The sequence below is a fragment of the Mycobacterium sp. SMC-2 genome, assembly GCF_025263485.1.
Lineage (GTDB): Bacteria > Actinomycetota > Actinomycetes > Mycobacteriales > Mycobacteriaceae > Mycobacterium.
On sequence record NZ_CP079863.1, the window covers coordinates 533,583 to 546,647 of the forward strand.

General features: G+C 68.4%; 11 protein-coding genes. 2 read left to right on the top strand and 9 right to left on the bottom strand.

The window, feature by feature from the left end; all coding sequences use genetic code 11:
* Nucleotides 1-38 precede the first annotated feature (38 nt).
* From aftB to glf, 5 genes are read right to left on the bottom strand one after another with little or no spacing between them, the layout of a single operon-like run.
* Nucleotides 39-2,009, bottom strand: coding sequence for a terminal beta-(1->2)-arabinofuranosyltransferase (aftB, locus tag KXD96_RS02560; protein ID WP_313901615.1), 1,971 nt, complete (start codon nucleotides 2,007-2,009; stop codon nucleotides 39-41).
* Complete coding sequence (locus tag KXD96_RS02565) at nucleotides 1,996-2,904, bottom strand: decaprenyl-phosphate phosphoribosyltransferase (protein WP_260742722.1); 909 nt, start codon at nucleotides 2,902-2,904, stop codon at nucleotides 1,996-1,998. Before KXD96_RS02565 ends, aftB begins: the two co-directional genes overlap by 14 nt.
* On the bottom strand, nucleotides 2,897-3,436 hold the full coding sequence (locus KXD96_RS02570; RefSeq protein WP_260742723.1) for a phosphatase PAP2 family protein: 540 nt from the start codon (nucleotides 3,434-3,436) through the stop codon (nucleotides 2,897-2,899). Before KXD96_RS02570 ends, KXD96_RS02565 begins: the two co-directional genes overlap by 8 nt.
* A complete protein-coding gene (locus KXD96_RS02575; RefSeq protein WP_260742724.1) occupies nucleotides 3,429-5,324 on the bottom strand; it encodes a glycosyltransferase in 1,896 nt (631 codons plus the stop codon). Before KXD96_RS02575 ends, KXD96_RS02570 begins: the two co-directional genes overlap by 8 nt.
* Nucleotides 5,324-6,568 (bottom strand): UDP-galactopyranose mutase, encoded by a 1,245-nt coding sequence (gene glf, locus KXD96_RS02580; protein WP_260742725.1) that lies wholly within the window; start codon nucleotides 6,566-6,568, stop codon nucleotides 5,324-5,326. The genes KXD96_RS02575 and glf overlap by 1 nt, the downstream gene beginning before the upstream one ends.
* A 264-nt stretch (nucleotides 6,569-6,832) precedes the next feature.
* On the opposite strand from glf, the gene KXD96_RS02585 reads away from it, so the two are divergent.
* Together KXD96_RS02585 and KXD96_RS02590 are read left to right on the top strand one after the other, a co-directional pair.
* The gene (locus KXD96_RS02585; protein ID WP_260742726.1) at nucleotides 6,833-7,900 is read left to right on the top strand and encodes a PirG; all 1,068 of its coding nucleotides are present in this window, start codon (nucleotides 6,833-6,835) and stop codon (nucleotides 7,898-7,900) included.
* 126 nt (nucleotides 7,901-8,026) lie between these two features.
* Nucleotides 8,027-9,661: an LGFP repeat-containing protein gene (locus KXD96_RS02590; protein WP_260742727.1), complete on the top strand. Its 1,635-nt coding sequence runs from the start codon at nucleotides 8,027-8,029 to the stop codon at nucleotides 9,659-9,661.
* A gap of 65 nt (nucleotides 9,662-9,726) precedes the next feature.
* On the opposite strand, the gene KXD96_RS02595 is transcribed toward KXD96_RS02590, so the two are convergent.
* From KXD96_RS02595 to KXD96_RS02610, 4 genes are read right to left on the bottom strand one after another with little or no spacing between them, the layout of a single operon-like run.
* A complete protein-coding gene (locus KXD96_RS02595) occupies nucleotides 9,727-10,542 on the bottom strand; it encodes an HAD family hydrolase (protein WP_260742729.1) in 816 nt (271 codons plus the stop codon).
* A 34-nt stretch (nucleotides 10,543-10,576) separates the two neighbouring features.
* On the bottom strand, nucleotides 10,577-11,362 hold the full coding sequence (locus tag KXD96_RS02600) for a 1-acyl-sn-glycerol-3-phosphate acyltransferase (RefSeq protein WP_260742730.1): 786 nt from the start codon (nucleotides 11,360-11,362) through the stop codon (nucleotides 10,577-10,579).
* Nucleotides 11,363-11,376: 14 nt separating this feature from the next.
* Nucleotides 11,377-12,132: a 1-acyl-sn-glycerol-3-phosphate acyltransferase gene (locus tag KXD96_RS02605; protein WP_260742732.1), complete on the bottom strand. Its 756-nt coding sequence runs from the start codon at nucleotides 12,130-12,132 to the stop codon at nucleotides 11,377-11,379.
* A gap of 6 nt (nucleotides 12,133-12,138) precedes the next feature.
* The gene (locus tag KXD96_RS02610; protein WP_260742734.1) at nucleotides 12,139-12,906 is read right to left on the bottom strand and encodes a 1-acyl-sn-glycerol-3-phosphate acyltransferase; all 768 of its coding nucleotides are present in this window, start codon (nucleotides 12,904-12,906) and stop codon (nucleotides 12,139-12,141) included.
* Between the last annotated feature and the right edge of the window lie 159 nt (nucleotides 12,907-13,065).

Genomic DNA, 13,065 nt, shown 5'->3' on the forward strand with positions numbered 1-13,065 from the left:
CAATTTGAGATCGGTCGAGAAATATTCGACCGCGGGGCTTACTCGCGAGGCGGCGGCGGGGCTTCCTCGGGTAGCGGCAGCCCGCACCTGGCGAGCTCGTAGCGCGGCACCCGGTCGATCCGGTATGCGGTGAATTCAAAGGAATGCAGCAGGTTGGACAGGAATCGGTGCGGGGTCATCGGTGCGCGCACCGAGGCCAGCACAGCCTTGGTCTCGGGGCATTGCAACGCCTTTACCGCCTCCGCGACCCATTGCTGGTCCAGATAACCCGGAATGCCGGGATACACCTTCACCCACGGGCCGTCGGCGATCGCCCAATCCGGGAAGAGGTTCTTGTCGTGCCCGATGCGGCCGTGCTGCAGCCGTTCCGTGTGTTGCGCAAGGGGATTCGCCAATCCGATCTGGTCGATCACCCTGACATCGAGCCCGACGTTCATGCCCACCATGCCGAGGTTGGTGAAAAACACTGCGTGCTGCGGCTTTTGGGGTGCCTTGTCGGGGCCCGGCCGGGCCATCGGCACCAGGTCCCACTGGATGTAATTGCCCGAGGGCAGCAGTAACGCGCCGTCCGGGGTGTTGTCCAGCGCCGTCAGGATGGCCGCCATCCTCGGATACCCGAGGTAGTCGGCGGCCGTCAGCGGATGCGCGTGCCCGGTGGCCTGTGCGTAGAAGCGCCGCTCGTCGACGATCCCGGAGTAGGTGACGTGGGTCGCGTCATCGCCCATCCCCGGCGAATTCGCCGCCCACAGCGACCAACCGGCCACACCCAGCCAGAGCGCGCCGGCCGCGCCGGCCACCCAGTAGCCCGTCTCCCGCGAGTAGTCCTGGCCGTCGGGTATGGCCAACGGGACGACGGCCACCGGGGCCAGCAGACAGAACAGCGGCGCCAGCAGCACCCGCCCGTGCATGAAGTCGCCACCCTGCCGGATCCAGTAGAGGCCCTGCAGCAGACCGCTCACCAGAACGAAGGCGACGACGGCCGGCGGGCTCTGGACCGCCCGGGCCACCCGACCGTAGTTGGGCGCCAGCGCGGGGCGCAGGAACGACGGCCGGCGGCGGGCCGCCAGCAGCAACACGCCCAGCGGCACGAGGAGCACCACCGGCACCCACACCGCGTAGGGCGCGTCGAAGTTCGAGAGGTAGATCATGCCCTGGGACCACTTGTCGCCGGCCGCGTCCTTGGCCAGCGCGGTCCCGGGCACCAGCAGCCCGTAGTAGCCCATCCGGAAGATCTCGTAGGCGACCGGCAGCGACCCTCCCGCGACCACGACCAGCACCCGACGGCGCCACGTCCGCGCCGCGACCAGCATCATGATCAGCGCCAGCCCGCCCATCAGCGCCAGCTCGGGCCGGACCAGGACGCTGAAGCCGGCCACGAACGCCAACGCCCCGACGAAGAGCTTGTGATCCGGGCGGTTTCGCACCGGCTGCGCCCAGCAGACCATCATCCACCAGAGCAACCCGAGGTAGGCCAGCGTCAGCCCGCTCTCCAGACCCGAGGTGGCGAAGTCACGCGCGGGTGGCAGCGCGATGTAGACCAGCGCGCCGGCCGGCAGCATGACGGCCTTGCGGCCCCGCAGGCTCGGCGCATACAACCGGGCGGCCCCGAGCATGAGCAGCGCCACGCCCACCACCGAAAGCGTCAGGGCCAGCGCGAGCGCCACGTATTCCATGCGCATCGGCCCGCCCACCCAGCTGCCGACGTACATCAGGTAGGTCCACGCCGTGGACGTGTTGGCCTCCACCCGCTCGCCCTGGTTGAAGACCGGGCCGTTGCCCGCGAGCAGGTTGCGCACCGTGCGCAACACGATCAGACCGTCGTCGGCGATCCAGCGCCGCTGCCAAGCGCCCCACCCGAACAGGAGGGCGACCACCGTCACGCTGATCCACAGACTGGCCCGCACCAGGGTGGTATAGGGGAACACCGGCCAGCTCAACCGCCTGATGACCGGCCGGCTGCGCATCATGCGCGCTTTGAGGGCCTGCAGTTCGGTGCTAGCCGAAGGCAACGGCGGCTCCAAGCGTCGCTATCCACGCCAGGAAAAGCAGCTGCAGCACCCGGTCGCGCAGCGCGATGTCTTCGGGCTCGCCGGCCAGCCCGCCGTCGACGTCGACGGCGTAGCGCAGGATCGCGATGGTGAACGGGACCATCGACACCGCGAACCAAGACCCCGAGTGGCGGTCCCGCTCGAACGCCCACAGCCCGTAACAGAGCACCACGGCGGTGGCCGACATCGTCCAGACGAACCGCAGATAGGTGCTGGTGTAGCTTTCCAGGGCCTTGCGGATCGCGGCGCCGGTGCGCTCGGCGACCTGCAGCTCGGCATAGCGCTTGCCGGCCACCATGAACAGCGACGCGAACGCCGCGGACAGCAAAAACCACTGCGACAACGGGATGGCGGTGGCGGTGCCGCCGGCGATGGCCCGGAGCAGATACGCCGACGACACGATGCAGATGTCCATCACCGCTTGGTGTTTCAGGCCGAAGCAGTAGGCCAGCTGCATGCCGAGGTAGACGGCCATCACCACCGCCAGGTCGGGCGTGAGCCACCAGGAGATCGCCAGCGAGGCCGCCCCGAGAACCACCGCGAGGGTGTAGGCCAGCCATTCGGGCACCACGCCGGCCGCGATCGGCCGGAATCTCTTGGTGGGGTGCTCGCGGTCGGCGTCGACATCGCGCACGTCGTTGACGAGGTAGATAGACGACGCCGCCAGGCAGAACACCACGAACGCCACCGACACCTTGGTCAGCACGTCGACGTAGTCGTAGCGGACCGGACCGCCCAAGGCGGCCAGGGGCGCGGCCAGCACCAGGACGTTCTTCACCCACTGCCGCGGGCGGATCGCCTTGACCACCCCGAGCACCAAGTTCCCCGAGGGCCCGGTCACCACGTCCTCACTCATTCGGCCAGACCTTCCGCGCCCGGCCCTGCAGCCGGACGGCGATTCGCGCGACGGTGGCACCGAGGACGATGCCACAAGCCACGTCGCTGGGATAGTGCACGCCAAGCAGCATCCGCGACAACGCCATAGGGGGGACCAGGAGGGCGGGCAGCGGCAGACCGGTGATCCGGCCCATCAGGATGGCCGCGGCGGTCGTCGAGGTGGCATGCGCTGACGGGAAACTCAGCTGACTGGGTGTGCCGACGTTCACCACGACGGCCGGGTCGTGCGGCCTCTCGCGCCGCACCACCCGCTTGACCACGACGGCGGCGGCGTGCGCGGTGAAGGCGCCGGCCCCGGCCACCAGCCAGTCCCGGGCCCGCTTCGGCATCAGCACCGCGCCCACCGACGCGACGGCCAGCCAGCCGATGCTGTGCTCGCCGAAATAGGACAGACCGCGGGCCGCCGCCAGGACGCCGGGACGGTCGGCGAGCGCCGATTGCACGGCGACCAGGGCGGCCACCTCGCCGCTCGGAGGTGCCGATTCAGGCATGCTCTCGCTCGGCGCGCGCGGGTAGCAGCGCCGTCTCCCACTTCTGCTTGCTGGCCAGCACGGGAAGCGCTTCCCGGTACGTTTTGCGCATCTCGTCGAACCGGCTCGCCAGCCGGCGCTGCCGGCGCAGCGAGGCGAACAGCAGCTGCAACATCTTGCGCCGATCGCGTTGCCGGTAGACGACGCCGCACCCGTCGGCCGTCGTCACCGTGACACCGTCGACCGTGCACAGCCGAAACCAGCGGGCGTCCTGGGTCGGCACATTGAACTCCGGGCGCCGGTGGGCTTGGGGGTCGGCCTTGGTGGCGTTGTGCAGGATGCCGCGGGCCAGTCGGTAACCGATGGACAGCGGGTTCACCGGCGGCTTCATCGCCTTGGTCTTGTGCGACGGCGGCGGCAGTTCGCTCGCCGCCGGCAGCACGACCGCGTCCGGGTACTCCTTGCGCAGCCGATGCACCTCGGGCAGCGCGGATTCCAGGATCGAGAAGATGTGCTCCGGGCCGGCCAGGAAGTCGTCGATGGCCTTATTCTGGATTGCCACCGTCGAATATTCAAGGCAGGCAAGGTGTTTGAGCGTCGCCTTGAGGTGACTGCGAACCAGTCCGGTGATATCACCATCCCAATGCGTCGCGGCGACCACCAGCCGATTGCGCAGATGGAAGTAGGCCTGCCAGTCGATGGCGTCGTCCTTGTCGCTCCAGGCCATGTGCCAAATCGCCGCACCGGGCAGCGTGACGGTCGGATACCCGTGCTCGCCGGCGCGTAGCCCGTATTCGGCGTCGTCCCACTTGATGAACAGCGGTAGCGGCTGGCCCAGCTCCTCGGCGACCTGTCGCGGGATCATGCATGTCCACCAGCCGTTGAAGTCGACGTCGATGCGCCGGTGCAGCAGCGCGCTTCGAGGGTTCTTGTCGCTCAACGGGAATTCGGCGAAGTCGTGGTCGTACTCGGTGTGCGGCGCGGCCGTCCACATGAAATTCGACTGGTTGACGACCTCGCCCATGATGTGCAGGTGCGACGGCTCCTGCAGGTTGAGCATCTGGCCGCCGATGAGCATCGGCGCCTTGGCAAAGCGGTGCAACGCCAGCACCCGCAGGATCGTGTCCGGCTCGATGCGGATGTCATCATCCATGAACAGAATCTGTTGGCAGTCCGTGTTTTTCAGCGCTTCGTACATCACTCGGCTGTAACCGCCGGAACCGCCGAGGTTGGGCTGGTCACAGATGGTGAGCCGATTGCCCAGGCCGGCGGCCGCCGTCGGGAAGTCCGGGTGATCGCGCACCTTGCGGACGCCCTGGTCCGGAACGATCACCGCCCCGATCACCGCGTCCACCAGCGGATCTGCGGTGAGATCGGCCAGCGCGTTCACGCAGTCGGCGGGTCGGTTGAACGTGGGAATGCCGACGGCGATGTTGGCCGTGCCCGGCGCGGGCTCGGTCGCATACCAGCCACCGCTGACCAAGTTGACCGCGGTGTCGGTGGTGATGTCGAACCAGATCCAGCCGCCGTCCTCGAATGGCTTGAGCGCCACCTCGATCTCGACGATGGCCGGCTGGTCCTCCGTCCCGACGAATTGCCGGCCGTCCACGGAGATTCGCACACCGGTGGCCTTCGTCCGGTACACGTCGACGCGTCCGGTTCCGGTCAGCTCGACCCGCAACACCACCGACGTGCAGATCGACCACCGGCGCCAGTAGCTGGCCGGGAACGCGTTGAAGTACGTGGCGAACGACACCTCGGACTCTTTGCCGATCTCCAGCGAGGTGCGGCTGGTCGCGTGCGCGCGCCGCGCGTTGGTAGTCGATTCCTCCAGGTACAGCTTGCGGACGTCGAGGGGCTCACCCGGACGCGGCAGGATGATTCTGGAAAGCAGGCTTACAGCACTCATCAGGCGCCGCTCCTCCCCCTCGCTTCGCTTTGCATCGTCGTCGGCGCGCATCCCCCCGCGCCGTCCTCCACTAGAGCCTTGCCCTCGCGCAGGTGCGGCGCGAGGGTGTTGTCGTACATGTTCAATGCGCTGGCAATCGCCATGTGCATGTCCAGATATTGGTAGGTGCCCAGCCGGCCACCGAAAAGCACCTTCGATGACGCGGTTTCGGCCTTCGCCCGCGCGCGGTACGCGGCCAGCAGCGCGCGGTCGGCCTCGGTGTTGATCGGATAGTAGGGCTCGTCGTCGTCCTCGGCGAACCGCGAGTACTCGCGCATGATCACCGTCTTGTCGGTCGGGTAATCGCGCTCGGTGTGAAAGTGCCGGAACTCGTGGATGCGGGTGAAGGGCACGTCGAGATCGTTGTAGTTCATCACCGGGGTGCCCTGAAAGTCGGCGATGGGCAGCACCTCTAACTCGAAATCCAGTGTGCGCCAGCCGAGTCGGCCCTCGGCGTAGTCGAAGTAGCGGTCCAGCGGCCCGGTATAGACGACCGGGGCGTCGGGGCTGTCCGCGCGCAGTTGGTCACGGACGTCGAACCAGTCGGTGTTCAGCCTGACCTCGATGCGGTCGTCGGTCGCCATGTTCTGCAGCCACGCCGTGTATCCGTCGACCGGCAGGCCCTCGTAGGTGTCGCTGAAGTACCGGTTGTCGAAGGTATAGCGCACCGGCAGGCGGGTGATGTTGGCGGCGGGCAGTTCCTTGGGATCGGTCTGCCACTGCTTGGCGGTGTAGCCCTTGACGAACGCCTCGTACAACGGTCGCCCGATCAGCGAGATGGCCTTCTCCTCGAGGTTTTGCGCGTCCTCGGTCTTGATCTCGGCGGCCTGCTCGGCGATCAGCCGGCGGGCCTCCTCCGGGGTGAAGTATTTGCCGAAGAACTGCGACACCAGGCCCAGGCCCATCGGGAACTGGTAGGCCTGCCCGTTGTGCATCGCGAACACCCGGTGCCGGTAGTCGGTGAAATCGGTGAACTGCCGCACGTAGTCCCAGACCCTCTTATTGGAGGTGTGGAACAGGTGGGCGCCGTACTTGTGAACCTCGATGCCGGTCTGCGGCTCGGCCTCGGAATAGGCGTTGCCACCGATATGCGGGCGGCGTTCCACCACGAGCACGCGCTTCCCGAGTTGGGTAGCCACGCGCTCGGCAATGGTCAGGCCGAAAAATCCAGAGCCGACGACGAGGAGGTCGAAACGAGCGGTCATCGGTTGCTTAGGGTATCCGACCGCGTGGGCCGAACCCATTTGGCGAGGCCAGGGAGTCCGCGATCGGGCAAGTAAGGATGACTCAGTCGCCTCGGCCCGGCGATCACGGTCGGGGTCGCAATTACCTCACGATTCAATATCACCACTCTAGTCACACCTATCTCACTCGTACCATCGACTCTGTGTGGTTCTCGCCAGGCAGGACGGGCAAGGTCGCACCGACGCAACACAGTTGAACGAGTTGTCCAGATTGAGGAGACTTCCGTGCCGAACCGACGCCGACGCAAGCTTTCGACAGCCATGAGCGCGGTCGCCGCCCTGGCAGTGGCGAGTCCTTGCGCATACTTCCTTGTCTACGAATCGACTGCCGGGAGCAAGCCGGCCGAGCACCACGACTTCAAGCAGGCGGCCGTGATGACCGACCTGCCGGGTGAGCTGATGGGCGCGCTGTCGCAGGGGCTGTCGCAATTCGGGATCAACCTGCCCCCGGTGCCCGCGCTGAGCGGGGGCGCTACCAGCACTCCAGGGCTGACCAGCCCCGGCCTGGGCACTCCGGGCCTCGGGACTCCGGGACTCACGAGCCCCGGCTTGACGAGCCCCGGCTTGACGAGCCCGGGTCTGACCAGTCCCGGCTTGACCAGCCCCGCCTTGACCAGTCCGGGTCTGACGAGCCCGGGTCTCACGAGCCCGGGACTGGCGCCCACTGCGCCGGGACTTACCGCGCCCGGCGCGCTGCCGACGACCCCGGGCGCCGGGGTGGCGACCCCGGGTGCGGGACTCAACCCGGCGCTTACCAACCCCGGGCTGACCAGCCCGGCCGGGCTCGCGCCCGGACTGGGCACTCCGGCGGCTGGTGGTGAAGTGCCGATCACCGCTCCCGCCAGCCTGGACCCGGGCCTCGACGGCACCTACCCGATCCTGGGTGACCCCTCGTCCTTCGGGCCCGGTTCTCCGATCGGTGGCGGAACCGGCCTCGGCGGCGGAAGCTCCAGCGGCGGCGGTGGCGGCCTGGTCAACGACGTGATGCAGGCCGCCAACCAGCTGGGGGCCGGTCAGGCCATCGACCTGCTCAAGGGCTTGGTGATGCCGGCGATCACGCAGGGCATGCAGCAAAGCGCCGCGGGTGCCGCCGGTGCCCTCCCGGGTGCCGCGGGCGCTCTGCCGGGCGCCGCGGGTGCCTTGCCGGGCGCTGCCGCGGGCGCCGCGGGCGCTCTGCCGGGTGCCGCGGGCGCCCTGCCGGGCGCGGCCGCGGGTGCCCTGCCGGCCGCCGCGGGCGCTGCCGGGGCTTTGCCGGCTGCGGCCGGTGCGGCACCGGTCCTGCCCCCCGTCTAGACCTGCTGGGAATCCTCCAACCAGACGGCGCCGCAGATTTTCTGCGGCGCCGTCGATTTATGCAGATTCCCGGCCCAGGCCGTGTCGTCTCATCATTAACACGAGAAACACAAGTAACATCGCCTGGTGTCTCCTAGCCGTGGGCCGACGACGTTGCTCACCGCCATCGCGGCGACCGTCGTCGTCGTCTCCTGGGTGGCCGACACCACGCGCGACCGCGGCGCCCCCGGCCCGCCGCCCGCCCACGAAACCCAACTGGCCGAGCAGCCGCTGATCGGGCTGGGCGGTGGCGTCACGGTTCGCCAGATCAGCCAGGACACCCCGTTTTCGCTCGTCGCGCTCACCGGCGACCTGGCCGGGACGTCGACCCGGGTGCGGGCGAAGCACCTCGACGGTTCGTGGGGGCCCTGGTACCAGACCGACTACGAGACGGCGGCCCCCGACGGGGCGACGGCGGCCGGGTCCCTCGAGGGGCCCCGCGGCACCGACCCGGTGTTCGTCGGCACCACCACGACCGTCGAGATCGCGGTGACCCGGCCGATCGACGCGCCCGTCACCCAGCCGCCGCCCGCGCCCCCCAGGGAGCCCGGCCTGGGCTACAAACCGGCGTCGAGGGAACAACCCTTCGGGCAGAACATCTCCGCCATCCTCATCTCCCCGCCGCAGGCGCCGTCACAAACGCAATGGACGCCGCCGTCCGGGGTCTTGATGCCCGGCCAGGCCCCCGCCATCATCAGCCGGGCGGAATGGGGCGCAGACGAGTCGCTGCGATGCGGTAGCCCGCAGTACGACAACGGGATTCGCGCCGCCGTCGTGCACCACACCGCGGGCAGCAACGACTACTCGCCGCTGGAATCGGCCGGGATCGTCAAGGCCATCTACACCTATCACAGCAAGACGCTGGGCTGGTGCGACATCGCCTACAACGCCCTGGTCGACAAGTACGGCCAGGTGTTCGAGGGCAGCGCCGGAGGGCTCACCAAAGCGGTCGAGGCCTTCCACACCGGTGGGTTCAACCGCAACACCTGGGGTGTGGCGATGATCGGCAACTTCGACGACGTACCGCCGACTCCGATCCAGCTGCGCACCCTGGGCCGGCTGCTCGGCTGGCGCCTGGGCCTGGACGGCGTCGACCCCAAGGGCACGGTGGCGCTGGAGTCGGCGGGTAGCCACTACACCACCTACGCGGCCGGTTCCGTCGCGACGTTGCCCACGATCTTCACCCACCGCGACGTCGGCAACACCGATTGCCCAGGCAACGCCGCCTACGCGCTGATGGACGAAGTGCGCGACGTCGCTTCGCATTTCAACGATCCGCCGGAGGAACTGATCAAGGCCCTGCAGGGCGGCGCGATCTACGACCACTGGCAGGCGATGGGCGGCATGAACAGCGTGCTGGGCGCGCCGACCTCTCCAGAAGACAGCGCGGAGGGCGACGCCCGGTACGTCACGTTCGCCAGGGGTGCGATGTACTGGTCGCCCGAAACCGGCGCGCAGCCCGTCACCGGCGCGATCTACGACGCCTGGGCGTCGCTGAGCTACGAGCGCGGCCCGCTCGGCTTGCCAACCAGCGCGGAAATTCAAGAGCCGCTACAGATTACGCAGAACTTCCAGCACGGGACGCTGAACTACGAGCGGCTCACCGGCAACGTCACCCAAGTGGCGGACGGCATCACCACGCCGCTCTCGACGCAGCCGCCGAGCGGCCCGACCGTGCCGCCCGAACACTTCTCGCTACCGGCGCACCCGTCCGCGACCTAGCGCAGGGCTAAAGCCAATTGCCCTCCTCCTCCGCCCGCCGCCACGCGGCGCGCATCGTCGCAGGGCTAAAGCCACCAGCGCTCCAGCACCCGTCCCACCCCGTCGTCATTGTTGGCGGCGGTGACCTCGTCGGCCGCCGCCAGCACTTCGGGATGGGCGTTGCCCATCGCCACGCCGTGACCGGCCCAGCGCAGCATCGATAGGTCGTTGGGCATGTCGCCGAACGCCACCACCTCCCCGCTGCTGATCTGCAAGGGCCTGGCGACCTCCTCCACACCGGTGGCCTTGCTGGTGCCCAGCGGCACGATTTCGACCAGGCCGTTGTTGGTGGAGTAGGTGATATCGCCCTCAATGCCGACATGCTTGGTCAGTACGGCGGCCATGTCGGCGCTGCGGGCCCCGCTCCGGCGGATGAGCAGCTTGATCGCCGGTGCGCTCAGCAGGTCCTCGATCGACACCTCGGTGTTGTCCGGGTTCAACCAGGCATGCTCGTAGCCCGGCGAGCTGATGAACTGCGGGGTCGCCGTGTCGTGGGCGCTTTCGCCGATCCGCTCGACGGCCAGGCCCGCGCCCGGGATCACCCGCGTCGCGAGCTCCGCCAACTCGGCCAGCGCGTCGACGGGCAGCGTGCGCGCCGACATCACCCGGTCGGTCGCGGGGTCATAGACGACGGCGCCGTTGGCGCACACCGCGGTCGGCGCGAAGCCCAGCGCGTCGACGACGGGGCGTATCCACCGCGGCGGACGGCCGGTCGCCACAACGAACGTCGCGCCGGCAGCGACCGCGGCACGGACTGCGTCGCGGGTGCGCGGGGTGATGGTTTCGTTGTCGTCGAACAAAGTCCCGTCGACGTCACAGGCTATGAGCGCCGGCAAAGTCATCGTGACCCTCCCCGGTCGCAGCTCACCGGTCTGGTCAATGGACTCCGCTCTGATCCTGTCCCGGTCGAGTCACCCCGTCGGTGCCGTATTTGTGCATCCGCGCCTGCAACTCCGACAGGCGGATCGCCCTGGAATCCTCCTGGGTGGGCGCGGCGCCGCCGAGCCGCCGCGGCACCCAGAACTCGCCCTCCGGGTGCGGATATTCCTCCTGCACCCGGTACAGCAACGCGTTCATCGCCTGGCGCAGGGAGGCATTGAGCTGCTCGGGCGTGCCGTGCGGTGGCAGCGGCCGCCCGGCGGCGACGGTGATCGGAACTTTGTTGCGCCACACCTTCTTCGGATGATCCTTGGGCCAAATCCGGTGGGCACCCCAGACGACCACCGGAACGATCGGCACCCGGGCGTCCAGCGCCATCCGGGCCGCACCGCTCTTGAACTCCCGGAGCTCGAAACTACGGCTGATGGTGGCTTCGGGGTGCATTCCGATGAGTTCACCCTGGCGCAGCCGTTGCACCGCCACCTCGAGCGCGTCGTGTCCGGCCCTGCGGTCCACCGGGATCAGCCTGGCGCTCTTGATGACGTAGTTCACCGCCTTCACGTCGGCCATTTCCGCTTTGATCATGAAGTAGGCGCGCCGGCCGCGCTCGCGCACCGCGAGAAGCGTTGGCAGCCAGTCCAGGTAGCTGGTGTGGTTCTGGGCCAGCAGGGCGCCGCCCCGCTCGGGAATGTTCTCCAGGCCGTGATAGGTGAACTTGGTCCCCTGCATCGCGACCATCGGCGGGACGATCCACTCGCACAGCCGGTAAAACCCCTCGGGCATGTCCTCTCCTTCGCCTACCGAGACGCCCGGCCGCTACGACCGGCGGCCCGGGCCGCGGCCTCGTCCGCCTCCCTCCGGGCGGCCTCCGCCATGGTCGGTGCCCCACCGCCGAGCCGGCGCGGGGTCCAGTACGCCCCGGGTTCGTGCGGGTAGTTCCGTTGGACCCGGTGTAGCAGCGTGGTCATCGACTCGCGCAGCGCGGCGTCGGTCCGCGCGATGTCTTCGGCCGGCGGCACTGGCGGCCCCACCTGCACACTAATGGGCACCTTGGCCCGGCCCAGCGTCCGCGGTTGGTCCTTGGTCCAGATCCTGTGCGCACCCCAGACGATCACAGGGACGATCGGGACATCGGCCTCGATGGCCATGCGGGCGGCGCCCGTTTTGAACTCCTTGAGCTCGAAGCTGCGGCTGATCGTGGCCTCCGGATACACCCCCACCAGCTCGCCCTCGCGGAGCCGCTTTACCGCCACCGCGTAGGCGGCGGCCCCGGCACCGCGGTCCACCGGGATGGTCCGGGTGTGCTTGATCAGGAAGTTGACGATCTTCACCTGCTGCATCTCGGCCTTGATCATGAACCTGAGCCGGCGACGGCGCCGATGCACCGCCAGCGCGGCGGGAAGGAAGTCAACGTAACTGGTGTGGTTGATCGCGATCACGGCACCGCCCGAGTCGGGGATGTTCTCCTCGCCGCCGTAGGAGATCCGGGTGTCGGTGGCCGCAACCGCCAGCCGAGCCAGGATCTCGAGCGTGCGAAAGACCGGCTCCACCATCGACCGCTACTCCGGCGCTCCCGCGGATCCGGCCCGGCGCGCCGCGCGAGCGGCCGCCTCCTCGGCGTCCATCCGGGCGGCTTCGGCCAGCGATGGGGCGCTGCCGCCCAACCGGCGGGGCACCCAGAACTCGCCGGTGGGATGCGGCCCGTACATCTCCTGAGCCCGCTCCAGGAGATGTTGCATCCGCGAGTGCAACAACCCCTTCAATTCCTCGACGCCCAGCGTCGGTTCGATCGGCTCGCCGACGAGCACCATGATGGGCACCTTCGGGCGCAACAGCTTCTTGGGGTGTCCCTTGGTCCAGATGCGCTGCGCGCCCCACACGATCACGGGAACGATCGGCACCCCGGCCTCCACGGCCATCCGGGCGGCGCCCGACTTGAATTCCTTGATCTCGAAGCTGCGGCTGATCGTGGCTTCCGGGTAGACGCCGACCAGCTCACCGTCCTTGAGATTCCTGACCGCTTCCTCGTAGGACGCGGCCCCGTCCTGCCGGTTCACCGAGATGTGCCGCAGGCTGCGCATGATCGGCCCGGTGACCTTGTGGTCGAACACCTCCTGCTTGGCCATGAACCGCACCTTCCGGCCCAGACCCTGCTGGTAGGCGGGCAGCCCCGCGAACGTGAAGTCGAGGTAGCCGGTGTGGTTGATGGCGATGACGGCCCCACCGCTTTTGGGCAGGTTTTCGATGCCCTGGACCGTGATCTTCAGACCCTGTAGGCGCCACACCAACCGGGCAAGTTGAATGACAGTCCCGTATACCGGTTCCACAGTTGTTCAGCGTAGTGCTCGCGGCTGTGAGTCACCCTAAGTGCCGAAAAGAGGTGCTGGGACCCGGCCGGGTCTGGCATGGGCGCATTCTGCCCACCGGCCGCGTCGAGCCGGACCCTCGACTGCTGCCGCCGGTTGTTGCGGGCCGAAAATGGCTCC

Bases quoted from the DNA above. Each gene is read 5' to 3' on its own strand.
- KXD96_RS02605 (WP_260742732.1), bottom strand. From the start codon at position 12,132: ATGGTGGAGCCGGTCTTTCGCACGCTCGAGATCCTGGCTCGGCTGGCG.
- KXD96_RS02600 (WP_260742730.1), bottom strand. From the start codon at position 11,362: ATGCCCGAGGGGTTTTACCGGCTGTGCGAGTGGATCGTCCCGCCGATG.
- glf (WP_260742725.1), bottom strand. From the start codon at position 6,568: ATGACCGCTCGTTTCGACCTCCTCGTCGTCGGCTCTGGATTTTTCGGC.
- KXD96_RS02575 (WP_260742724.1), bottom strand. From the start codon at position 5,324: ATGAGTGCTGTAAGCCTGCTTTCCAGAATCATCCTGCCGCGTCCGGGT.
- KXD96_RS02595 (WP_260742729.1), bottom strand. From the start codon at position 10,542: ATGACTTTGCCGGCGCTCATAGCCTGTGACGTCGACGGGACTTTGTTC.
- KXD96_RS02565 (WP_260742722.1), bottom strand. From the start codon at position 2,904: ATGAGTGAGGACGTGGTGACCGGGCCCTCGGGGAACTTGGTGCTCGGG.
- KXD96_RS02570 (WP_260742723.1), bottom strand. From the start codon at position 3,436: ATGCCTGAATCGGCACCTCCGAGCGGCGAGGTGGCCGCCCTGGTCGCC.